Here is a 25,633-nt window from a genome sequence, read left to right as displayed (position 1 = left end):
TTCTCCGTCTCCCCGTTCGAAGAGTGTCGGTCGTCAGTTCGGAGCGCTCGCCGCGATCAGGCTGTTCGGCCGCATGTCGGTCCAGTTCTCCTCGACGTAGGCGAGGCAGGACTCGCGGGTGCCGGGGCCGAAGGTGATCTGCCAGCCGGCGGGCACCTCGACGAAATCGGGCCACAGTGAGTGCTGACCCTCGTGGTTGACAAGCACCAGGAAGGTGTTCTCGGCGTTGTCGAAGGGGTTGGTCATCGCTGGTCCTCCTTGTCGTGGGCCGTGGCCTTGTTGACGGCCACGGCGACCGCGCCGAGTACCTCCCGGCGGGTCATGTCGGCGTGCGCGAAGTCGACCGTGCGGACGTCGATGTCCCCGGTCACGTAGGGCAGCCAGCGGTCGGGCGTGTGCTCCGGGCCGTGTGCCGCGTCCCTGGCCTGGAAGAAGAGCAGATCACCGGGGTACACGCCGGGGGTGTGCTCCAGCACTGCCCGGGTGGTGGCGAGGAAGGTCTCCAGCACCCCGCGGGCCACGTCCGCGGCGACCGCTTCGTCGAGGCCGAGTTCCCGGCGTACCAGGCCGAGCACCCGTGCCCGACCGTCCGGCCGGTCGATGTCGGCGACGGTGAGGCCGGTGCCGCCGAACGCGCTGTCGAAGACCTCGGCCCGGCTGACCGGCCCGGTCCGCTCGGGCGGATACGCGTCCAGCAGAACGAGCAGCTCGGTCTCGCCGCCGAGCACGACAGCGACCTCGTGCGCCAGGTGGCCGCCGGCCGACCAGCCGAGCAGCCGGTACGGACCGTGCGGGCGCACGGCCCGGATGCGCTCGGCATAGTGCTCGGCGAGGCTGCCGATCGTCTCGTACCCCGAGGGGTCCGGCGCGTTCAGCCCGAAGACCGGCAGGTCGTCGTCGAGCTCATCGAGCATCCCGGCGTAACAGGAGCTCAATCCGGCCGCGGGCGGCAGACAGAAAAGCGGAGGCCGGTCGCCGCCGGGACGCAGCGGCAGGACACCGTCACCGCCGGCGCCGATGTGGTGTACGAGAGCCGCCGGGGTCCGCGCCTCGAAGACGGCACGCAGTGGCACCTCGACGCCCAGCGCCGTACGCACCGCGCCGACCAACCGCGCCGCCAGCAACGAGTGGCCGCCGAGCGCGAAGAAGTCGTCCTCGGGGCTGACCGTGTCGAGGCCGAGCACCTCGGCGAAGGCCGCGCACAGCCGGCTCTCGGTGAGTGAGGCGGCGGCCCGGCCGCCTCGGCTGCCGCGGTCGGGGGCGGGCAGCGCGCGCCGGTCCAGTTTGCCGCTGGCGGTCACCGGCAGCCGGTCCAGGTGGACGAACGCAGCGGGCACCATGACCGACGGTAGCGAGGCGGACAGGTGGGCGGCGAGGTCCGCGTCCCGCGGCGCGATGCCGTCCTCGGCCACCACGTAGGCGACGAGCAGCCCGTCGGTGACCAGCACGGCGCACTGTCGGACACTCGGGTGCCGGCTGAGCACCGACTGGATCTCGCCCAGTTCGATGCGCTGGCCGCGGATCTTCACCTGGTCGTCGACGCGGCCCAGGTAGAGCAGGTGCCCGTCGCCGGACCACCGGGCCAGGTCCCCGGTGCGGTACATCCGGGTGCCGGGCGGACCGTACGGGTCGGCGACGAACCGTTCCGCGGTGCGGCCGGGCTGCCCCAGATAGCCGCGGGCGAGTTGCCGGCCGGCCAGGTAGAGCTCCCCCGGCACGCCCGGCGGAACCGGGGCGAGGCGGTCGTCGAGGACGTAGGTGCTGGTGTTCCAGACCGGCCGGCCGATCGGCACGGTGGTCTCGTCGCGGGCGCACGGCCAGGCGGTGACATCCACCGAGGCCTCGGTCGGGCCGTACAGGTTGTGCACCTCGGCGCCGATCAGGTCGAGGCAGTCGTCCTTTGCCGCGACCGGGAGCGCCTCGCCGCTGCAGAGGACGCGCCGCAGCGTGCCCCGGCAGCCCGCCGCGGCCGGCTCGGCGAGGAACACCTCGAGCATCGAGGGCACGAAGTGGACGGCGGTGACGCGGTGCCGCTGAATCTCCCGGGCAAGGTAGGCCGGGTCGCGGTGCCCGCCGGGCCGGGCCATCACCAGGCCGGCCCCGGCCGTCAGCGGCCAGAAGAACTCCCACACCGAGACGTCGAAACCGACCGAGGTCTTCTGCAGCACCCGGTCGGCCGTGGTCAGGCCGTACTCGGCCTGGGTCCAGGCGAGCCGGTTGACGATCCCCCGGTGCGGCACCCCGACGCCCTTCGGCACCCCGGTCGAACCGGAGGTGTAGATGACATAGGCGAGGTCGTCGGGGTGGGTCGGCCGGCGGTCGGCGGCGGTGACCGCCTCACCCCGCGCCGACCAGTCCGCCACGACCGCCTCGTCGTCCAGCACCAGGACCGCCGCAGCGTCGGCGCGCATGACCGCCACCCGTTCGGTCGGCAGGTCCGGGTCGATCGGCAGGTAGGCGGCGCCCGCCTTGAGCACGGCCAGCAGCGCCACGACGAGGTTCACCGAGCGGGGCAGCGCCACCGCGACCACGGTGCCCGGCCCGACGCCCCGCTCGATCAGGTGCCGGGCCACCCGGCCGGCTCGCTCGTGCAGTACGGCGTAGGTGACCGCCTCGTCGCCGGCCACCACGGCGACCGCGTCCGGGGTGCCGGCCGCCTGCTCCTCCAGCAGCACGTCCAGGGTTCGGGCGGGCACCGGGTGGTCGGTGGCGTTCCAGTCGCGCAGCACGCTGTCGCGCTCGCCCGGCTCGATCAGGGCCACGTCGGAGACCGGGCGGTCGGGGTTGGTGGTAACGGCCGTGAGCAGCCGCACGAGCCACCGGCCGAGCCGGGCCGCGGTCTCGTCGCCGACCAGGTCGGGCCGGTGGTCGAGGCGGAGCGACAGGCGTCGGCCGGGAATGCCGATCACGGTGACGGCGTAGTGGGTGGAGTCGCGCGCCTCCATGTCGGTGACCCGTACGCCATCTCCGAGCGGCACCGGGTCACCGGACCCGATCGGGTCGGCCGGATAGTTCTCGAAGACCAGGGTGGTGTCGAACAGCTGTCCGCGGCCGGCCTGGCGCTGGATCTCGGCGAGTGGCGCGAACTGGTGCGGCATGAGATCGGTCTGCCCGCGCTGCACGCTGGTCAGCAGGTCTGCCAGGGTGGTGCCGGGTGACCAGGTGACCCGTACCGGCAGGGTGTTGATGAACAGCCCGATCATGCGTTCCACACCGGGCAGGTCGGCCGGCCGCCCGGCGACGGTGCCGCCGAACACGACATCACGGCGGCCCAGGAGCCGGCCGAGCGCCAGCCCCCAGGCGACCTGGACGACGGTGTTCAGTGTCCAGCCGCGCCCGCGGGCCACGGCGCTGAGCAGCGCGGTGTGCTCCTCGGACAGTTCCACGGTGTGCCTGTGCGGCAGTCGCGGCAGCCCCGGTTCCGAAGTGACGCCGGCCAGCGCCGGTTCGAGGGTTTCGTCGACCACGGCACGCCAGGCGGCCAGCGCGGCCGCACCGTCCTGCCGGGACAGCCAGGCGAGGTAGTCCCGGTAGGGGGCGACCGGGGGCAGGTCGCCGGCCTCGTACCCGACGAAGAACTCCTCCAGCAGCAACGGTATGGACCACCCGTCGAGCAGGATGTGGTGCAGGGTGATCGCGATCCGGTGCCGGCCGGGCAGTCGGTAGAGAGTGAACCGCAGGAGCACGTCCTCGTCGAGGGTGAACCGGCGGCCCCGTTCCTTCTCGTAGTGCGCGGCGAAGTCCTCCTCGCCGGCGACGTCGACGACCTCCCAGGGCACCTCGACCGTGCGGCGGATCACCTGGACCGGCTCGTCGAGGCCCTCGTGCATGAAGACGGCGCGTAGGTTGGCGTGCCGGGCCACCAGGGTCCGCGCCGCCGTGCGCAACCGATCCTCGTGCACCGGCCCGTCCAGCTCGGCGTAGAGCTGCACCGTGTAGAGGTCGAGGCCGTGCGGGTCGTACAGGGTGTGGAACAGCAGGCCCTGTTGCAGCGGGGAGAGCGGCAGGACATCCTCGATCGCGGTGGTCACGACTTCCTCGCAGCCTTGTTCAGCTTCGCCTCGAGCAGATCGATGTTCTGCTGCGACAGCGACACCATGGACAGGTCGGACGGGGTCAGGCCGCCGGCGTCCGGGGTGGCGGCGTGCCGGGCGAGGGCGTCCAGCGCGTCCCCCCACAGCCCGGCGATCTCCGCCACCTCGTCCGGCGTCAGGAGCGCGGCCGGCCAGGTCAGGTCGGCCACCAGCCGGGCTCCTCCGGCGGTCTCCCGGACGAAGGCGTTGACCTCGAGTACGTGGCCGAACGCCAGGGTCGGGTCACCGATGGCGCCGCCCGGCCCGGCGTCCTCACCGCCGGCCAGCCGGCCCAGATAGTTGAAGCCGATCGGGGCGGGGTCCGCCCCGGCCAACCGCTCGGCGGTGGCCGGGTTGAGATACCGCAGCAGGCCCCAGCCGAGCCCGCGGTCGGGCACCGACCGCAATGACTCCTTGACCCGTTTGACGGCCGCTCCGGTCTCGGCGCCGGCCGCGGTCAGGGCGTCCCAGGACAGCGGAGGGACGTCCAGTCGGATCGGATGGATCGCGGTGAACCAGCCGACCGTCCGAGACAGGTCGAGGGTGGGGTCGATGACGTCCTCGTGCCGGCCGTGGCTTTCCAGATCGATCAGCGGGGTACGAACCGCCGCGCCGTGACGCCGGGCCGAGAACTCGCGGACCGCCAGCCCGAACCCGGTCAGCAGCACCTCGTGCGCGGTCAGGCGGTACGCGGCCGGCACCGGGCCGAGCAGCTCCCGGGTCCGGGTCACGTCCAGCTCGAACAGGTACGAGCGGGCGGTGGCCAGGGTGTCCCGCCCGGCGGTCAGTCGGTCGGCGCCGAACCGGGGGCTCTCGCCGCCGACGACGTCCAGCCAGTAGGGCAGCTGACCGGTCCAGCGGCTGCCGGTGGCGGCCTCGGTGAGCTCGGTGGACCACCGGCGTAGCGAGGTCCGTACCGGTTGCGGGGTGGTCGTGCCCGGAGCGGTGCAGGCCTCGGCCAGGTCGGGCAGCAGGATCCGCCACGACACCTCGTCGACCACCAGGTGGTGGGCCAGCACGAGCAGCCGGCCGGGCCCGTCACCCGTGTCGAACCAGACGACCTGCAGCATGACGCCGCGGTACGGGTCCAGCCGCCGCCGGGCGGCCTCGGTCTCCCGTTCCACCAACCCGTCCGGGGCGTTCCGCGCGTCGATCCGAACCACCACGTCACCGGCCGCGACCGAGCCGGGTGGCGGAATCAGCAGTTCCCGGGACTCCAGTCGCGCCCGCAGCGCGTCGTGGTGGTCGAGCAGCGTCTGCACGGCCCCGGTGAGCGTCTCCTCGGTCAGCCCGGCCGGCGCGGTGACCAGGTAGGACTGGTTGAAGCCGTCAATCGTGCCGCCGCCGGCCCGCAGCCAGTGCATCACCGGGGTGAGCTGGACCGGGCCGGTGCCGTCGTCGGTGCTCCCCAGCGGGTCGACCGGGCGCCGGGCGAGGGCCGCGAGCCGGCGCACCGTCCGGTGTTCGAACACCTCGCGTGCCGTGAGCACCAGGCCGGCCTTGCGGGCCCGGCTGACCACCTGGATGGAGAGGATGCTGTCCCCGCCGAGTTCGAAGAAGTCGTCCTCGGCTCCCGGCTCGGACCGGCCGAGAACCTCGGCGAAGACCCCGGCCAGGGCACGCTCCGCAGCGGTCTCCGGCGATCCACCGAGCCCGCCGGTCTCGCGTTCCGGCACCGGCAGGAGTTTGCGGTTCACCTTGCCCGAGCCGGCGAGCGGCAGCGCGTCCAGGATCACGTATGCCGCCGGCACCATGTACTCCGGCATCGCCGCGGTCGCGAGCCGGTTGACCTCGGCCAGGTCCAGGTCGGTGCCGGCGATCAGGTAGGCGACGAGGCGCCGCTCGCCCGGCCGGTCCTGGCGGACCATCGCCACCGCCTGGGTGACGGCCGGATGCCGTTCCAGGACCGCCTCGATCTCGCCCAGTTCGATCCGGAAGCCGCGAAGTTTCACCTGGTCGTCGGCGCGTCCGGCGAACTCCAGCGCCCCACCGGCGACGCGGCGCACCAGGTCGCCGGTCCGGTACATCCGCTCCCCGGGCAGCCCGTACGGATCGGCGACGAACCGTTCGGCGGTCAGGGCGGCCCGTCCGTGATAGCCGCGGGCCAGCCCGGCGCCGGCGATGTAGAGCTCACCGACCGTGCCCGGCGGCACCAGGCCGAGGTAGGGATCCAGGACGTACGCGAACGAGTTGTCCATCGGCAGCCCGATCGGCACGGTCCGAGGCAGGTCGTCCCCCGGCGCGATCGGGTGCCGGGTGGCGTAGGCCGTCCCCTCGGTGGGCCCGTAGACGTTCACCACGGTCAGGTCGGGGCAGGCACGCCGTACCCGCGCCACGGCGTCGGTGGGCGCAGCCTCGCCGCCGGTCCACAGCTCCCGGATGCCGGCGAAGCTGTCCGGCGCCTCCTCGGCGAACAGCCGGAACAGTCCGGTGGTGAGGAAGACCGTGGTGACGTCATGGTGCCGGGCCAGCCGCCGCAGCGTCTCGATCTCGAGTTCGCCGTCCGGAGCGAGCACGATGGTGCCGCCGGTGAGCAGCGGCACCCACTGCTCGTACGTGTTGGCGTCGAAGGCGTGCGACGAGTGCATCAGGACCCGGCGGTGCGCGTCGCCGTAGAACTCCACGCAGGTGGCCAGTTCGACGACGTTCACGTGGGTCACCGCGACGCCCTTCGGCACACCGGTGGAGCCCGACGTGTACATAATGTAGGCGGCCTGGTCGAGCCCGATGCTGACGTCGGGAGCGTGGTCGGCGGCGCCGGCCGGCTGGTCGACCCGCAGCACCGAGGCGGTGACCCGCAGGCCGTCCGGCAGCGTCTCCCGGTCGGTGAGCAACAGCGGCGCCGCGACATCATCGAGGATGAAGTTGAGCCGCTCCAGCGGATAGGAGTCGTGCAGCGGCACGTAGACGCATCCAGCCTTGAGGATACCGAGCACGGCGACCACCAGGTCGGGTGAGCGGCCGAGCAGCGTCGCGATCCGGTCCTCCAGCCGCACCCCGGTGGCGAGCAGCCGGTTGGCCCAGGCGTTGGCCCGGCGGTCGAGTTCCCGGTAGGTCAGCGTGCCCTCGTCGGAGACGATCGCGGGGGCGTCCGGCACGCGCGCCGCCCACTCCTCGAACTGACCGACGATCGTCGTGCCGGCCGGGTGGCTCACGGTGTCGTTCCAGATCCGCAGCTCGTGATCGCGTTCGGACGCGGTGAGCAGATCGGTGTCGTGGATGCCCCGCCCCGGGTCGGTGACCAGGGCGGTCAGTACCCGGGTGAGACGCTGGCCGAGGCTCTCGATGGTGGTGTGGTGGTACAGGTCCCGGGCGTACACGAAATGCCCGGTCAGACCGGCCGGGGCACCGTCGCCGTCGAAGGTTTCCTTGACCTCGATGGTGAGGTCGAATTTGGCTGGGCCGGTGCCGAGGTCGACTGCTTCGACGTGGATGTCGTCGAGTGGTAGGTCGGGGTCGGTGTTGTTCTGCAGGGCGAACATGATTTGGAAGAGGGGGTGTCGGGATAGTGAGCGTTCGGGTTTGAGGTCGTCGACCAGGCGGTCGAAGGGCAGGTCCTGGTGGGCGAGCGCGGCCAGGTTGGTGTGGCGTACCTGGTGGAGCAGGTCGGTGTAGGTGGGGTTGGCGCTGGTGTCGGTGCGTAGTACGAGGGTGTTGACGAAGAGGCCGACGAGGTCGTCGAGGGCGGTGTCGGTGCGGCCGGCGACGGGGGTGCCGATGACGATGTCGGTGCCGGCGCCGAGGCGGGTGAGCAGGGCGCTGAGCGCGGTGTGCAGCACCATGAAGAGGCTGGCGTTGTGCTCGCGGGCCAGGATGGTGAGTCGCCGGTGCAGGTCCGCGTCCAGGCGGTACTCGACGACCCCGGCCCGATGCGTCGACGCGGCCGGACGCGGCAGGTCGGTGGGCAGTTCGACCGCGTCCGGCAGGCTGGCCAGCTGCCCGCGCCAGTATTCGAGCTGCCGGGCCAGCATGCCGCCCTGCTGCTCCTGCTCCCAGAGGGCGTAGTCGGCGTAGCCGATCGCCAGTTGCGGTAGCGGGGTTCGCGGGTTCCGGTAGGCCTCGGCGAGGTCCCGCAGCAGTGGCGCCAGCGACCAACCGTCCCCGGCGATGTGGTGCAGCAGGAGCAACAGGACGTACTCACCGGGCTCCCCGGTGAACAGCCAGGCCCGCAGCGGCAGGTCGGTGGCGAGGTCGAAGCGGGTGTTCGCGGCGTGCTGCAGCCGGGCGGTCAGATCGCCGGGCGGACAGGTGGTGACGGTGACCGCATGCTCCAGCCGGGCTTGGGCTTCGGTTGGGGTGAGGATTTCCTGGCGGGGTTGTCCGTCCTGGTCGGGGAAGATGGTGCGCAGGGTTTCGTGTCGGGTCACGACCGCGCCGATCGCGGTGATCAGCGCTTGAGTGTCGAGGTCACCGGTGAGACGGATCGCGATCGGGATGTTGTAGAGACCGCCGGTGTCGAGCCGGTTGAGGAACCACAACCGCTGCTGGGCGAACGACAACGGCAACCGCGCCGGACGCGGACGCACCGTGATCGCGGGCCGGGCCGGCGGGGCGTCCGCGGCGAGCACCGCCAACCCGGCCGGGGTGGGTGCCTCGAACACGGCACGGATCGGTAACTCCACCCCGAGAACCGCCCGCGCCCGTGACACCAGCCGAGTCGCCAACAGCGAATGCCCACCCAGGTCGAAGAACACGTCATCGACACCGACCGACTCCACGCGCAGAACCTCGGCGAACACCTCACACAAAAGCTCCTCGGTGACAGACCCGGCAGCCCGAGCACCACCGCCGGCGGTGAACACCGGATCCGGCAGAGCCGCCCGGTCCAACTTGCCGTTGGCGTTCATCGGCATCGCGTCCAACACGGTGATCACCGACGGCACCATGTAACCCGGCAGCACCCGCACCGCCTGCTCACGCACCACCGCCGCGTCCACCCCACCGGTCACATACCCGGCCAGATGATCACCACGGGCCACGACCACCGCCGACTCGACCCCGTCAACACCAGCCAGAACCGCCTCGACCTCACCCAACTCGATCCGGAACCCCCGGACCTTCACCTGGTTGTCGACCCGGCCCAGATAGTCGATGTCCCCACCAGCGGTCCACCGCACCAGATCCCCCGTGCGATACATCCGCGCACCAGGCGGACCAAACCGATCAGCGACGAACCGCTGCGCGCTCAGCCCCGCCCGCCCGAGATAACCACGCGCGACACCAGCACCCGCGACATACAACTCACCAGCCACACCCGGCGGCACCGGATTCAACCCGGCGTCCAACACATACACCCGCGTGTTCGCCACCGGACGCCCGGTCAACGCCGGCCGCGACAACACCCGCCCACCCGCCGAACGCCACGCCAGGCAATACACCGTCGCCTCAGTCGGACCATAAATATTCACGATCTCCGGCGCGTCGATCGCGTTGAACACCGACGCCGGCAACCCCTCACCGGCCAACACCACCCGCGCCACATCCAAATCCACACCCGAAGCCACGATCTGCGCGAACACCGACGGCACACCCGAAACCAAACTGCCCGACCACCCACCCCGCTCCACCAACACCGTCAAATCCCGCACCACCTCCACCCGACCACCAACCGCCAACGGCGCGAACAACTCGAACACCGACACATCGAAACTCAACGACGTCGACAACAACACCGACGACAAACCATCAACACCGAAAAAGTCCCCCGCCCAACGCAGCAAATTCACCACCCCGGACCGGGCCACCGCCACACCCTTCGGACGCCCCGTCGACCCCGACGTGTAAATCACATAAGCCAAAGAATCATCCGGAACCACCACCCCGGACAACACCTCATCCGCCCGCTCACCAACCCCCACCACCCGCGGAAACACACCCGCCAAAGAATCATCAGCAATCGCACACACCACACCCGCGTCAGCAACCATGAAACGAATACGCTCCACCGGAAGCGACACATCCACCGGCAAATACGCACCACCGGCCTTCCACACCGCCAACAACGCCACCACCGCATCCACCGACCGCGGCAACGCCACCGCCACCACCGACTCCGAACCCACACCCCGCCCGACCAAAACACCAGCCAAACGACCCGCCCGCTCGTGCAACTCCCCATACGTCACCGACTCCGACCCACACACCACCGCAACCCGATCGCCAAACCGCCGCCCCGCCGACTCCAGGACTTCGATCAGGGAGCTGTCGTCCCACCGCACCGCGGTGTCGTTCCACGACTCCAGCACCCGGCGGCGCTCAGCCGGTGCGAGCACATCGGCCGCACTGATCCGCGCCCTCGGGTCGGCGAGCAGCCCTTCGGTCAGTCGGCGGAAACGGGCGGCGAAGCCCTCCACCGTGGCGTGGTCGAACAGATCGGTCGCGTAGTCGATGCCACCGACGATCCCCGCCGGACGGCCGTCCCGGTCGAAGGTTTCCTCCAGGTCGAACATGAGGTCGAACTTCGCGACCGGCGAGGAGACTTCCTCCACCGCGACCTCGATGCCGGGCAGGTCCAGATCCGGTTGCGGAGTGTTCTGCAACACCAACATCACCTGAAACAACGGATGCCAACCCAACGACCGCTGCGGATTCAACTCCTCCACCAACCGCTCGAACGGCACATCCTGATGCCCGAACGCCGCCACATCCGCCCTACGAACCCGCTCCAACAACTGCGCGAACGACGGATCCCCCGACACATCCACCCGCAACGCCAACGTGTTCACGAAAAACCCGACAAGGTCCTCCACCACCTCATCGACACGCCCCGCCACCGCCGTGCCCACCACCACATCCGTGCCCGCACCCAACCGCGCCAACAACACCGACACCGCCGCCTGCAACACCATGAACACACTCACCCCACGCGCCCGGGCCACCTCCACCACACGCGCATGCACCCCCACCGGCAACACCACATCCACCCGAGCACCCACATACGACGCCACCACCGGACGCACCCGATCCACCGGCAAATCCACCACCACCGGCGCACCCGCCAACGCCTCACGCCAAAACTCCACCTGACGCCCACCCACAGACGCCAACAACTCCCGCTGCCACAACCCAAAATCCACATACGACACCGGCAACACACCAAACACCGGCACCACACCCACAACCCGAGCCCGATAAGCCACCCCAAAATCCCTGAACAACGGACCCAACGACCACCCATCACCCGCCACGTGATGCACCACCACAAGCAGCACGCACTCGTCGTCGGCGAGGTCGAGCAGGGCGACGCGCACGGGCAGGTCGGTGCTCAGGTCGAACCGTCGGGCGACGATCTCGGCGAGCCGGCCGGGCAGCCGGTCCTCGTCGGTCTCGCACCGTTCGACGGCGGCGGTCAGTCGGGTACGCGCCTCGGGCGGGGCCAGCACCTCCTGCCGGGGTTGTCCGTCGGCCTGCGGGAACACGGTGCGCAGCGCCTCGTGCCGGTCCAGCACGTCACCCAGCGCGGCGACGAGCGCCTCCCGGTCCAGTTCACCGGTGAGCCGGACGGCAAGCGGCAGGTGGTAGGCGGCCGCGCTCTCCTCCAGGGTGTTGAGGAACCACAGGCGCTGCTGGGCGTACGACAGGGGCACGACGTCGGGGCGCGGCATCGGCCGGACCGCGGGGCGGGCGCCCTGTGCGGTCTCCACCACCCGGGCCAGCGCCGCGACCGTCGGCGACTCGAACACCGAGCGGATGGTCAGCTCGACGTCGAGCACGGAACGGGCCTTGCCGACCAGCCGGGTGGCGAGCAGCGAGTGCCCGCCGAGGTCGAAGAAGCTGTCGTCGCGGCCGACCGAGGCGACCCCGAGCACGTCGGCGAAGACACCGGCGAGAAGTTCCTCGGTGGGCGACCGGAACCGCCCGGTGGCCGCCGGGGCGGTGCCCTCGCCGAAGACCGGGGCCGGCAGGGCGCGCTTGTCCAGCTTGCCGTTGACGGTCAGCGGCAGCGCGTCCAGCTCCACGAACGCGGCCGGCACCATGTACGCGGGCAGTTCCGCGGCCACGTGCGCCCGTAGTGCGGCGACGTCAAGTCGGGTGCCGGCGGCGGATACCACGTACGCCACCAGCCGTTTGTCACCCGCCTCCTCGTGCACCAGGACGGCCAGCGGTCCGGTGTCCGGGTGAGTGGACAGCACCGACTCGATCTCGCCCAGCTCGACCCGGTAGCCGCGGATCTTCACCTGGTCGTCGGAGCGCCCGGCGAACCACAGCAACCCGTCCTCGGACCAGCGGGCCAGGTCGCCGGTGCGGTACATCCGGGCACCGGGCTCGCCGAGCGGGTCGGCGACGAACCGGCCGGCGGTGAGGCCGGGCCGGGCGATGTAGCCGCGGGCCAGGTTGTCTCCGGCGATGTACAGCTCGCCGACGACCCCCGGAGCGACCGGTGCCAGGGCGGCGTCCAGCACGTACGCCCGGGTGTTCCAGATGGGCCGGCCGATGGACAGCACCTCGGCGTCGATGGCGTCGCCCGGCTCGATCGTCAGCCACGTGCAGCCGACGGTGGTCTCGGTCGGCCCGTACTCGTTGATGACCCGCGCCCGGGGGTGGGCGACACGCCACACGTCGAGCTGCCGGCCGGGCAGGGGCTCACCGCCCAGCACCAGTTCGGCGGTCGGGGAGAACTCGGCGGGCAGCACGTTGAGCAGCTGAAGGTGGCTCGGGGTGGCCTTGAGGTAGGCGAACCGGGTGTCCGGGTGATCGTCTTCGGTCAGGGTTCCCAGTTGCACCCGGCCACCGCAGATCAGCGGGGCGTAGAGCCCGGTGACGGTCAGGTCGAACGAGATCGGCGAGTGCAGCAGCACACTGTCACCCACCGCCGGATAGGTGTCGACCGCCCAGGCCAGGTAGTTCACCGCGGCCCGGTGCTCGATCAGCGCGCCCTTGGGCTTACCGGTCGATCCGGAGGTGTAGATGACGTACGCCGGGTGTGCCGTCGTCAGCGGAGCGAGCCGGTCGGAGTCGGACACGTCGTTGTCGGGCTGGGCGGCGATCTCCGTACGCAGGTCGTTGTCGTCGAGCAACACGACCGGCACACCGGTGTCGGGCATCCCGCCCGCGATGGCGGCCGTGGTCACCAGGCACACCGGCCGGGTCTCGGCGAGCATGCCGGTGAGCCGATCGGCCGGCTGGTCCGGGTCGACGGGCAGGTATCCGGCGCCGCTCTTGAGCGCGGCGAGCAGGGCGGCGAGGAGCATCGGCTGGCGCGGCAGGGCGATCGCGATCAGCCGTTCCGGGCCGGCGCCGCGGGCGATCAGCACCCGGGCCAGCCGGTTCGCCTCGGCGTGCAGGGTCCGGTAGGTCAGTTCGGTGCCACCGCCGGTCACGGCGATCACGTCCGGCGTCCGGGCGGCCTGCCGATCCAGCAGTTCGGTGAGGGTCACCCGGTCGACCGGGCGGCCGGTGTCGTTCCAGGTCTCCAGGATGCGGGTGCGCTCGTCCGCGGTAAGCAGGTCGACGGCCGCGACCGGCAGATCCGGGTCGGTGGCCACGGTCTCGAGGAGCCTCCGCATCCCCTCGGCGAACCGGGTCACCGTGGCCGCGTCGAAGACGTCCGGCCGGAAGTCCAGCCGGTACGACAGCCGCTCGCCGGGCATACCGACCACGCTGACCGCGAAGTGGGTGGCGTCCCGGGCCTGGAAATCGGTGATCCGTACCCCGTCGGACAGCGCGGGCGTGCTGTCCACATCGACCGGATAGTTCTCGAAGACGGTGGCCGTGTCGAACAGCTCGCCCAGCCCGGCGGCCTGCTGCACCTCGGTGAGCCCGGCGTGCTGGTGCGGCATCAGCTCGGCCTGTCGGCGCTGCAACGAGGTCAGCACGTCGGCGAGCGAGTCCCGGTCGGACCACCGGACCCGGACCGGCAGGGTGTTGATCAGAAGCCCGACCATGTGCTCGACTCCGGGCAGTTCGGGCGGGCGGCCCGAGACCGTCCCGCCGAACACGACGTCGGTACGGCCCAGGTAGCGGCCGAGCACGATGCCCCACGCCGCCTGGAGGAACGTGTTGAGGGTCAGGTCGCGGCTGCGCGCGGTCGCGGTGAGCCGGTCGGTCAGGTCCTTGGACAGCTCGACCAGGACGCTCTCCGGGGCGACCGCGTCACCCCGTTCCGCTCCCGACACCAGCGTGGGTTCGACGAGGCCGGCGAGCGCCTCGGCGAAGGCGGTCTGCGCGGCCGGCCGGTCCTGGCGGTTCAGCCAGGCCAGATAGTCCTGGTAGGGCGCCACCCGGGGCAGCCCGGCCGGGTCGCCGTGCGACTCGTAGAGCGCGAACAGCTCGTCCAGCAGCACCGGGACCGACCAGCCGTCGATCAGGATGTGGTGCATGGTCAGGACCAGTCGGTGGGTCTTGTCCGGCAGCGTGACCAGGACGAACCGTAGCAGCGGGGCCCGGCCCATGTCGAAGCGGCGGGCCCGTTCGGCGTCGAGCAGTTCGGCGTACGCGTCCTCCGGTGTCTCGGCGTTGCTGAGATCGACCTCCCGCCACGGGGTACGCACCTCGCGCCGGACGACCTGCACCGGCCGGTCCAGACCGCGGTAGCGGAACGCGACCCGCAGGTTGGCGTGCCTCCGCACGATCGTCTCGCCGGCTGCCCGCAGTGCGCTGGCGTTCAGCTCGCCGGTCAGCTCGATGGCCATCTGCGCGGTGTAGACGTCCAGGCCCTCACGGTCGTACAGCGCGTGGAAGAGAAATCCCTCCTGCAACGACGTCAGCGGCAGGATGTTCTCGACGGCGGACTTCTTCATACGTGCGTACCTCTCTCGCGCTCGGCTGCGCTCAGTCGGTCTCGTCGTCCTCGAGCAGGTCGATGTCGTCCTGACTCAGGGGCAGGAGCTCCAGATCGGACGGTGTGAGGCCGCCCGCCATCGGGTCGTCGGCCAGTGCTGCGAGCGCATCCAGCTCGCGCAGCCAGTCCTCGGCGAGGTCACCCATCTCGGCGTCGGTGAACAGCCCCCGCGGCCAGGCCAGTGTCGCGGTCAGCCGGGGCCCGTCCGGGCCGTCCTCGGCCACCGCGTTGATCTCGATGGCGTGGGCGAACGGCAGGTCGTCGTCACCGACCGCGGTCAGCTGCTCCGCGCCGGTCACCAGGGTCCACGGCTCCGCAGTGGAGTCCGGCGCGGACGTCCGGAAGCGGCCCAGGTAGTTGAAGGCCAGTTGCGGATCGCCCAGGGCGGCGAGCCGGTCGGCGGTCTCCGGATGCAGGTGTCGCAGCAGCCCGTGCCCGAGTCCCCCGCCGGGGACCGCCCGCAGCTGCTCCTTGACCGACTTGACGGATTCGTCGAGGGGCCGCCGCGGGTCACCGGGATCCAGGCGTACCGGGTAGACCCTGGTGAACCATCCGACCGTGCGGGACAGGTCGGCGCCCGGCACGAGTTCGTCCCGGCCGTGCCCCTCCAGGTCGATCAGCACGGAACTGTCGCTGTTCAGCCCGCGTCGCTGCCGCCACCGGTTGACCGCCCGGGCCAGGCCGGTGAGCAGCACGTCGTCGACACCGGCGTGGAAGGCGGCGGGCACCTCGGTCAGCAGGGCCCGGGTGGTCGCGACCGCCAGCCCGATTCGGCGGGTGACCGCGTTGCCGATGGTGTCGGTGGCCGGGTCCAGCTTGCGCCTCCCGAGGATCGGGTCGGCACCGTCGAGGACGGTCTGCCAGTGCTCGAACTCCGTCATCCGCTCGCGGGCTGCCTGAGCGAGCCGGCGCGACCAGGCGCGGAACGACGTCCAGACCGGAGCGAGCCGCGGGGTGCCACCGTCCGCGACGGCCTGCCACGCCTCGGCCAGGTCGCTGAGCAGGATCCGCCAGGACACTCCGTCGATCACCAGGTGGTGGACGGCGACGATGAGCCGGCCGGGCGTGGTGTCGCCGGCATCGCACCACACCAGGTCGATCATCCGGCCGGCTTCGGGCGACAGCCGGCGGCGGGCGGCGTCGGCCTCGGCGGCGATGACGGCGCGGGGGTCGCCCGCCTCGGCCAGGTCCACCCGACGGATCAGGGCCGCCGCGGCCACCGTGCCCGGCGGCGGCACGACCAGCGATCCGTCGTCCTCCGGCCGGTACGCCGCCCGCAGCATGTCGTGCCGGTCCAGCACGGCCTGCACGGCACCGGTCAGCTCGGACCACTCCAGCCCGGCTGGCACGACGATCAGTTCGGTCTGGTTGAAGGTGGTGAACGAGCCGCCGCTGGCGGTCAGCGCACGCATCACCGGGGTGAGCGGCACCTCGCCGACCCCGTCGTCGGCGGCCACGGCGAAGCCGTCGGTCTCAGTGGCGACCGCGGCCAGTCCGGCGACCGTCTTGTGCACGAACACGTCCCTGGCGGTGATCACCAGTCCGGCCTTGCGGGCCCGGCTGACGACCTGGATCGAGACGATGCTGTCGCCACCCAGATCGAAGAAGCTGTCCTCGACACCGACACCGGGCAGGCCCAGCGCCTCGGCGAAGATCCCGCACAGCACCTTCTCACGCTGGTCACGGGGCATCGCGGCGGTGCTGGCGATGGCACCGAAGTCCGGTTCCGGCAGGCCGCGGTGATCGAGCTTGCCGTTCGCGGTCCTGGTGAACCCGTCGACCGCGACGATCGCGGCCGGCACCAGGTAGTCCGGCAGGGTGGCGCGCAGGGCGGACCGGAGGGCCTCCGGTGCCGCGGCGGTGCCGGTCTCCGGGCGGACGTACCCGACGAGCCGCTGATGACCACGCGCGTCGGTACGGGCCACGACCGCCGCCTGCGCCACCCCCGGGAGCGCCGTCAGCGCCGCCTCGATCTCCCCCGGTTCGATGCGGAACCCACGGATCTTGAGCTGGCCGTCGGATCGCCCGTGGAAGACCAGGACACGGTCGTGCCGCAGCCGCACCAGGTCACCGGTGCGGTACATGCGCTCGCCGGGAGCACCGAACGGGTCGGCGACGAACCGTTCCGCGGTGAGTCCGGGCCGGCCCAGATAGCCCCGGGCGAGCTGCGGGCCGGCCAGGTAGAGCTCACCGACCGCACCGGGCACCGCGAGCCGCAGCCGCTCGTCGAGCACGTACCCGGCCATTCCCGTGAGCGGCCGACCGATCGCCGGTTCGGTGCCCGCGACGATGTCCTGGCCGAAGGCGTCCACCGTGGTCTCGGTGGGGCCGTAGAAGTTGACGCCGGAGGTGCCTGGCAGCGCCGCGATGTCCGCCCACAGGCCCCGGTCGATCGCCTCACCACCGACCACGAGGACGCGCGGGTGATGCCGGTCGGCGCCGAACAGCCCGGCGGCCATCAGCGCCCGCAGATGGGTGGGCGTGACGTTGAGGAAATCGAGCCGCTCCCGGTCGACCAGGGCGACGAAGGCCTCCGCGTCGAGCCGGGTCTGCTCGTCGACCAGGTGCAACTCGTGGCCGGCGGCCATCAGCAGCGTGCCCTCCCAGGCGGTGTCGAAGGAGAACACGGCGGTCAGACCCACCCGTAGGCGCCCGGCGCTCACGGCCCACCGGTCGGCGTGCTCCGCGGCGAGGGCCGCGAGACCCCGGTAGGGAACCACGACACCCTTGGGCTGTCCGGTGGAGCCCGAGGTGTAGATCAGGTAGGCGGCGGCCCGCGGGTCCACCCGTACGTCGGCCGGGCCGTCCGGCACCGCGCCGGATTCGTCGCGGGTGTCGATGACCCGTACCCCCTCGGGCACGGATGTGCCGCCCGCGGTTACGAAGAGGCCGGCCCCGGCGTCGCGGACGAGGAAGGCGATCCGCTCGGCCGGCAGGTCGGGATCGATCGGCAGCAGCACCGCGCCCGCCTTGAGCACCGCCAGCACGGCGGTGACGAGGTCGGCGGTGCGCGGCAGGGCGACCGCGACAACCTGTTCCGCGCCGGCGCCCGCGGCGAGCAGTCGATGAGCGAGCCGGTCCGCCCGGTCGTCGAGCTGCCGGTAGGTGAGCCGCTCGGTCGCCGTGACAAGCGCGGTCGAGTCCGGGGTCGCTTCGGTCCGGGCCGCGAACCGATCGAGCAGCGCCGGGTGCTCGACCGGGCTGCCCGCGGTGAGCCAGTCGCCATCGTCGAGCAGCACGGCGTCGCCGATGCGCTCGCCGGGTCGTTCGGTCAGGACCTCGAGGATCCTGGTGAACTGCCGCGCGAGGCGCTCGGCCGTGCCGTGCTGGTAGAGATCCTCGGCGTACACGAAATGCCCGGTCAGACCGGCCGGGGCACCGTCGCCGTCGAAGGTTTCCTTGACCTCGATGGTGAGGTCGAATTTGGCTGGGCCGGTGCCGAGGTCGACTGCTTCGACGTGGATGTCGTCGAGTGGTAGGTCGGGGTCGGTGTTGTTCTGCAGGGCGAACATGATTTGGAAGAGGGGGTGTCGGGATAGTGAGCGTTCGGGTTTGAGGTCGTCGACCAGGCGGTCGAAGGGCAGGTCCTGGTGGGCGAGCGCGGCCAGGTTGGTGTGGCGTACCTGGTGGAGCAGGTCGGTGTAGGTGGGGTTGGCGCTGGTGTCGGTGCGTAGTACGAGGGTGTTGACGAAGAGGCCGACGAGGTCGTCGAGGGCGGTGTCGGTGCGGCCGGCGACGGGGGTGCCGATGACGATGTCGGTGCCGGCGCCGAGGCGGGTGAGCAGGGCGCTGAGCGCGGTGTGCAGCACCATGAAGAGGCTGGCGTTGTGCTCGCGGGCCAGGATGGTGAGTCGCCGGTGCAGGTCCGCGTCCAGGCGGTACTCGACGACCCCGGCCCGATGCGTCGACACGGCCGGACGCGGCAGGTCGCCGGGGATCTCCACGACGTCCGGTGCGCCCTCCAGGTATCGCCGCCAGAAGTTCAGGTGCCGGGCGTGCGCGCCGCTCTGCTCCTGCTCCCAGAGGGCGTAGTCGGCGTAGCCGATCGGCAGTTCCGGCAGCGGGGTTCCGGGGCTTCGATACGCGTCGGCGAGGTCCCGCAGCAGTGGCGCCAGCGACCAACCGTCCCCGGCGATGTGGTGCAGCACGATCACCAGGAGGTGCTCGCCGGGCGCCCGGGTGCTGAGCGACACCTTGATCGGCAGGTCGGTGGCGAGGTCGAACGTCACGTTCGCCGCCTCGCGCAGGTCGACGGCCCTGGTGCTCACCCGGAGCCGGGCTTGGGCTTCGGTTGGGGTGAGGATTTCCTGGCGGGGTTGTCCGTCCTGGTCGGGGAAGATGGTGCGCAGGGTTTCGTGTCGGGTCACGACCGCGCCGATCGCGGTGATCAGCGCTTGAGTGTCGAGGTCACCGGTGAGACGGATCGCGATCGGGATGTTGTAGAGACCGCCGGTGTCGAGCCGGTTGAGGAACCACAACCGCTGCTGGGCGAACGACAACGGCAACCGCGCCGGACGCGGACGCACCGTGATCGCGGGCCGGGCCGGCGGGGCGTCCGCGGCGAGCACCGCCAACCCGGCCGGGGTGGGTGCCTCGAACACGGCACGGATCGGTAACTCCACCCCGAGAACCGCCCGCGCCCGTGACACCAGCCGAGTCGCCAACAGCGAATGCCCACCCAGGTCGAAGAACACGTCATCGACACCGACCGACTCCACGCGCAGAACCTCGGCGAACACCTCACACAAAAGCTCCTCGGTGACAGACCCGGCAGCCCGAGCACCACCGCCGGCGGTGAACACCGGATCCGGCAGAGCCGCCCGGTCCAACTTGCCGTTGGCGTTCATCGGCATCGCGTCCAACACGGTGATCACCGACGGCACCATGTAACCCGGCAGCACCCGCACCGCCTGCTCACGCACCACCGCCGCGTCCACCCCACCGGTCACATACCCGGCCAGATGATCACCACGGGCCACGACCACCGCCGACTCGACCCCGTCAACACCAGCCAGAACCGCCTCGACCTCACCCAACTCGATCCGGAACCCCCGGACCTTCACCTGGTTGTCGACCCGGCCCAGATAGTCGATGTCCCCACCAGCGGTCCACCGCACCAGATCCCCCGTGCGATACATCCGCGCACCAGGCGGACCAAACCGATCAGCGACGAACCGCTGCGCGCTCAGCCCCGCCCGCCCGAGATAACCACGCGCGACACCAGCACCCGCGACATACAACTCACCAGCCACACCCGGCGGCACCGGATTCAACCCGGCGTCCAACACATACACCCGCGTGTTCGCCACCGGACGCCCGGTCAACGCCGGCCGCGACAACACCCGCCCACCCGCCGAACGCCACGCCAGGCAATACACCGTCGCCTCAGTCGGACCATAAATATTCACGATCTCCGGCGCGTCGATCGCGTTGAACACCGACGCCGGCAACCCCTCACCGGCCAACACCACCCGCGCCACATCCAAATCCACACCCGAAGCCACGATCTGCGCGAACACCGACGGCACACCCGAAACCAAACTGCCCGACCACCCACCCCGCTCCACCAACACCGTCAAATCCCGCACCACCTCCACCCGACCACCAACCGCCAACGGCGCGAACAACTCGAACACCGACACATCGAAACTCAACGACGTCGACAACAACACCGACGACAAACCATCAACACCGAAAAAGTCCCCCGCCCAACGCAGCAAATTCACCACCCCGGACCGGGCCACCGCCACACCCTTCGGACGCCCCGTCGACCCCGACGTGTAAATCACATAAGCCAAAGAATCATCCGGAACCACCACCCCGGACAACACCTCATCCGCCCGCTCACCAACCCCCACCACCCGCGGAAACACACCCGCCAAAGAATCATCAGCAATCGCACACACCACACCCGCGTCAGCAACCATGAAACGAATACGCTCCACCGGAAGCGACACATCCACCGGCAAATACGCACCACCGGCCTTCCACACCGCCAACAACGCCACCACCGCATCCACCGACCGCGGCAACGCCACCGCCACCACCGACTCCGAACCCACACCCCGCCCGACCAAAACACCAGCCAAACGACCCGCCCGCTCGTGCAACTCCCCATACGTCACCGACTCCGACCCACACACCACCGCAACCCGATCGCCAAACCGCCGCCCCGCCGACTCCAGGACTTCGATCAGTGACGTCTCGTCCAACGGCAGATCCGTGTCGTTCCAGGACTCGAGGACGCGGTGCCGTTCGGTGGGGCTCAGCAGGCTGGCTTCGCCCACGCGTCGCTCCGGGTCGGCGAGCAGGGCATCCAGGAGAAGCTGGAACCGCTCGGCGAACGAAGCCACGCTGGCGTGGTCGAACAGATCGGTGGCGTAGTCGATACCCCCGACGATCCCCGCCGGCTGGCCGTCCGGGTCGAAGGTCTCCTCCAGGTCGAAGAGCAGGTCGAACTTGGCGGTGGTGGTCGGAATCCGCTCCACCGCGACCTCGATGCCGGGCAGGTCCAGATCCGGTTGCGGAGTGTTCTGCAACACCAACATCACCTGAAACAACGGATGCCAACCCAACGACCGCTGCGGATTCAACTCCTCCACCAACCGCTCGAACGGCACATCCTGATGCCCGAACGCCGCCACATCCGCCCTACGAACCCGCTCCAACAACTGCGCGAACGACGGATCCCCCGACACATCCACCCGCAACGCCAACGTGTTCACGAAAAACCCGACAAGGTCCTCCACCACCTCATCGACACGCCCCGCCACCGCCGTGCCCACCACCACATCCGTGCCCGCACCCAACCGCGCCAACAACACCGACACCGCCGCCTGCAACACCATGAACACACTCACCCCACGCGCCCGGGCCACCTCCACCACACGCGCATGCACCCCCACCGGCAACACCACATCCACCCGAGCACCCACATACGACGCCACCACCGGACGCACCCGATCCACCGGCAAATCCACCACCACCGGCGCACCCGCCAACGCCTCACGCCAAAACTCCACCTGACGCCCACCCACAGACGCCAACAACTCCCGCTGCCACAACCCAAAATCCACATACGACACCGGCAACACACCAAACACCGGCACCACACCCACAACCCGAGCCCGATAAGCCACCCCAAAATCCCTGAACAACGGACCCAACGACCACCCATCACCCGCCACGTGATGCACCACCACAAGCAGCACATGCTCTTCCGGGCCCAGCTCGAACAGCGACGCCCGGATCGGGATAGCGGACTCCAGGTCGAAGTGGTGCCCACTCGCCTCGGTCAGCCGGGCCGGCAACTCGGCCGCGGTCACCGGCCGAACCTCGAACGCGCCGGCGATCTGGGCCGCGGTCTCGGCCTCGTCCAGCAGCCGCTGTCGGGGCTCGCCGTCCACCTCGGCGAACACGGTGCGCAGCGGCTCGTGCCGGAGCACCACGTCACCGAGGGCGGCGATCACGGCGGCCTTGTCCAGCGGCCCGGTGAGCCGCAGCGGAAGCGGGATGTTGTAGAGGCCGCCGGACTCCCCCAGCTTGTTGAGGAACCACAGGCGCTGCTGGGCGTACGACAGCGGCACGATCTCGGGACGCTCGCGGGGCGTGATCGCACGACGGGCCCGCCCGGCGGTGTCCACCACCCGGGCCAGCGCCGCGACCGTCGGCGACTCGAACACCGAGCGGATGGTCAGCTCGACACCGAGCACGGAACGTACCCGGCCGACCAGCCGGGTGGCGAGCAGCGAGTCGCCGCCCAGTTCGAAGAAGTCGTCGCCGGCACCCACCCGGCCGACCCCGAGGACGTCGGCGAAGATGGCCGCCACCCGCTCCTCGGTGATCGTGCACGGCGTCTCGTACCCGGTGGTGTACTCGGGTGCCGGTAGCCGGTGCCGGTCGAGCTTGCCGTTGACGGTCAGCGGCAGCGCGTCCAGCTCCACGAACGCGGCCGGCACCATGTACGCGGGCAGTTCCGCCTCGGCGTAGGCGCGCAGGTCCACCGCTCCGGCGCCGGCGGCGGGCACCACGTATCCCACCAGCCGGCGGTCCCCCGGCCGGTCCTCGCGCACCACCACGGCCAGCGGCCCGACGCCGGGGTGCCGGCTCAGCACCGTCTCGATCTCGCCCAGTTCGATCCGGTGGCCGCGGACCTTCACCTGGTGATCGCGGCGCTCCAGGAAGACCAGGCTGCCGTCCGGCCGGGACCGTACGTAGTCGCCGGTGCGGTACATCCGGGCGCCGGGACCGGGCGTGTACGGATCGGCGACGAAGACGGCGGCGGTGCGCCGGGAGTCGTTCAGGTAGCCGCGGCCGACCCCGAGACCGCCGACGTAGAGCTCTCCCGGCCGGCCGACGGGCACCGGCCGCAACCGGTCGTCCAGGACGTAGAGGGTGGTGTTACGCAGCGCGGATCCGATCGGCACCGGTCCGTCGCCGAGGTCTGCCGCGGTCCGCAGCACCGCGTGCGTGACATCGTCGGAGCACTCGGTCGGGCCGTACGCGTTCATCAGCGGCACGGCCGGATACCGTTCGAGCCATCGGGCACCCACGTCGGCGGGCAGGGCCTCGCCGGTGACCAGCAGCCACCGCAGGGTGCTGAGCTGGGGCGCCGTAGCGGGCTGCTCCTGCCAGGAGTCCAGCGCGGTGCGCAGCAGCGACGGCACCACCTCGAGCACCCCGATCCGCTCCCGCTCGATCAGTCCGAACAGGGCGGCCGGGTCGGTGGCGGTGTCCCGGCGCACGATCCGGGTACGGCCACCGGCCATCAGCGGCGCGAGCATCTGCCAGATCGAGATGTCGAACGTTAGCGGGGCGTTCTGGACGACCGTGGTGTCCGCGTCCAGGCCGCAGTCGGCGACCTTGGCGAGCAGGTGGTTGACCATGCCGCGGCGGTGCACCATGGCACCCTTGGGTTTGCCGGTGGAGCCGGAGGTGAACAGGACGTATGCGAGGTCCAGTTCGGTGCCGTACGGCCCGGTCAGGTCGTCGACGGCCTCGACCCTGTCGTCGAGCGCGAGGACCTCGGCCGGGACTCCGGCGGCGTCGATCAGTTCGAGGGCCGGACCGGCCAGCGCCGGCCGGCAGACCAGCAGGCGGGCGGCGCAGTCGCGCAGCACCCCGGCGTTCCGGGCGACCGGCGCGTCCAGGTCGAGCGGCACGTAGGCGGCGCCGGCCCCGAGCACGCCGAGCACCGCGGTGACGAATCCGGCACCGGAGTCGGTGGGCAACGCCACCAGGTCGCCGGGGCCGATGCCGGCGGCTCGGAGGCGGGTGGTCAGGGCGCCGGCACGGCCCGCGAGTGCGGCGTACGTCAGAAGGTGCTCGTCGTCCTGAACCGCGACCGCGTCGGGGGTGTCGCGGGCGAAGGACCGCACCCGCTCCACGACTCCGGTCCGCTCCTCGTCGTCAGCGGTGCGGTTCCACTCGACCAGGACGCGTTCCCGTTCCTCGTCGGTGATCAGATCGATCCTGGCCAACGGCACGTCCGGCGTCTCGACCAGGCGCTTCAGCAGCCGCAACAGCGTGTCCTGGTGGTATGCCACCTCGTCAGCCGAGTACAGCTCGTGGTTGCCGTCGACGTCGAGCCGCACCGGCCCGCCGTCCAGCCGGTCGTAGGCGGTGATCTCGATGTCGTCGATCACCCCGTTGGACAGGTTGTGCGCCGTCACCGGGTGACCGGCGAAGGTGACGTCGTAGTCGAACGGCATGATGTTCATGACCACATCGGCCAGCTGGCCGGCGCCACCGAGCTTGAGGTCGCGCCGGATGTCCTCCTGCCGGTACCGCTGGTGCTTGATGACGTCGCGCATCTCCTCAGTGGTGCGGCGCAGCACCTCGGTGAAGGTCATGGCCGGGTCGATGTCGATGATCAGCGCGAGGATGTTGCTCGCCATCACCGGCGTCTCCCGCATCACCTTGGTGCGCCGGGCGGCCACCGGCAGACCGATCGGCACCGTGCGCGCGCCGGTGGTCAAGTGCAGGTAGACGGCCACCGCGGCCGGCAGCCCGACGGTCCAGGTGCTCCTGTTCCGGCGGGCCACCGCACGCAGCCGGTCCATCACCGTCGGGTCGACGATGACCGTCCGCCGGACTGGCCGGGCACTGGCCGGGGCGGTCTTCGCGGTCAGGCCGACCGGCGCGGGCCGGGCAGCCAGCCGCCGGGTCCAGTAGTCCCGGTCCCGCTGGAACGCCGGCGAGGAGCGGTACGCCTCCTCGTCGGCGAGGCAGTCGTCGAGCGTGCCGAAGTACGCGGGGCGGTACTCGGTGCCGGCCACCAGGGCGGTGTAGATCTCGGCGAGCCGGTCGGTGAACAGCCGGCCGCTGACCCCGTCCGCGATCAGGTGATGGTTGCGCTGGTAGTAGAGGAACTTGTCGGCGCCGACCCGGAACAGCACGTCCACCGACAGGGTGCCGCCGTGCAGGTCGAACCCGCTGTGCAGGTCGCCACGCATCCACTCCTCGGCGGCGGCAAGCGGGTCCGGCCGGTCCGCCAGGTCGATGAACCGCAGCGTGACCTCGGGCAGCGGGTACTGCCAGACGCCGCTTTCGTCGGTCTCGAACCGCACCTGGACGGTTTCGGCCTCGGCGACGGTACGCCGCAGCGCCTCGCGGAACAGGTCGACGTCGATCGCACCGTGGATCTCCAGGTACTCCGACATCACCGAGACGTTGTCCGGGTTGAGCTGCTGGGCGTACCAAATCCCCTGCTGCGCCACCGACAGCGGCCGGCGGCGGATGGCGGCTTCCTGCATGGGGTCCCCGTTTCCTTGGAGCTTCG

Annotated in this window: 4 protein-coding genes; all 4 read right to left on the bottom strand. The window is 70.7% G+C overall.

The features are described 5' to 3' along the window. Positions 1-33: 33 nt before the first annotated feature. Genes O7605_RS20825 through O7605_RS20810 form a run of 4 tightly spaced genes read right to left on the bottom strand, consistent with a single transcriptional unit; the run spans position 34 to position 25,607 of the window. Entirely contained in the window at positions 34-246 is a 213-nt protein-coding gene (locus O7605_RS20825; RefSeq protein WP_269740712.1) for an MbtH family protein, read from the bottom strand. Then, positions 243-4,031: an amino acid adenylation domain-containing protein gene (locus O7605_RS20820; protein WP_269740711.1), complete on the bottom strand. Its 3,789-nt coding sequence runs from the start codon at positions 4,029-4,031 to the stop codon at positions 243-245. Before O7605_RS20820 ends, O7605_RS20825 begins: the two co-directional genes overlap by 4 nt. After that, positions 4,028-14,812, bottom strand: coding sequence for a non-ribosomal peptide synthetase (locus tag O7605_RS20815; RefSeq protein WP_269740710.1), 10,785 nt, complete (start codon positions 14,810-14,812; stop codon positions 4,028-4,030). Before O7605_RS20815 ends, O7605_RS20820 begins: the two co-directional genes overlap by 4 nt. Before the next feature lie 31 nt (positions 14,813-14,843). Further along, entirely contained in the window at positions 14,844-25,607 is a 10,764-nt protein-coding gene (locus O7605_RS20810; protein ID WP_269740709.1) for a non-ribosomal peptide synthetase, read from the bottom strand. Between the last annotated feature and the right edge of the window lie 26 nt (positions 25,608-25,633).

Origin of the sequence: Verrucosispora sp. WMMA2121 (genome assembly GCF_027460185.1) — a bacterium.
Taxonomy (GTDB): domain Bacteria; phylum Actinomycetota; class Actinomycetes; order Mycobacteriales; family Micromonosporaceae; genus Micromonospora; species Micromonospora palythoicola.
The sequence above is the reverse complement of the archived record's forward strand: the minus strand, read 5'-3'. Positions and strand labels throughout refer to the sequence as shown.

What these genes read in the sequence shown, in the direction of transcription:
- O7605_RS20825 (WP_269740712.1), bottom strand. Translation starts at nt 246, where the DNA reads ATGACCAACCCCTTCGACAACGCCGAGAACACCTTCCTGGTGCTTGTC.
- O7605_RS20815 (WP_269740710.1), bottom strand. Translation starts at nt 14,812, where the DNA reads ATGAAGAAGTCCGCCGTCGAGAACATCCTGCCGCTGACGTCGTTGCAG.
- O7605_RS20810 (WP_269740709.1), bottom strand. Translation starts at nt 25,607, where the DNA reads ATGCAGGAAGCCGCCATCCGCCGCCGGCCGCTGTCGGTGGCGCAGCAG.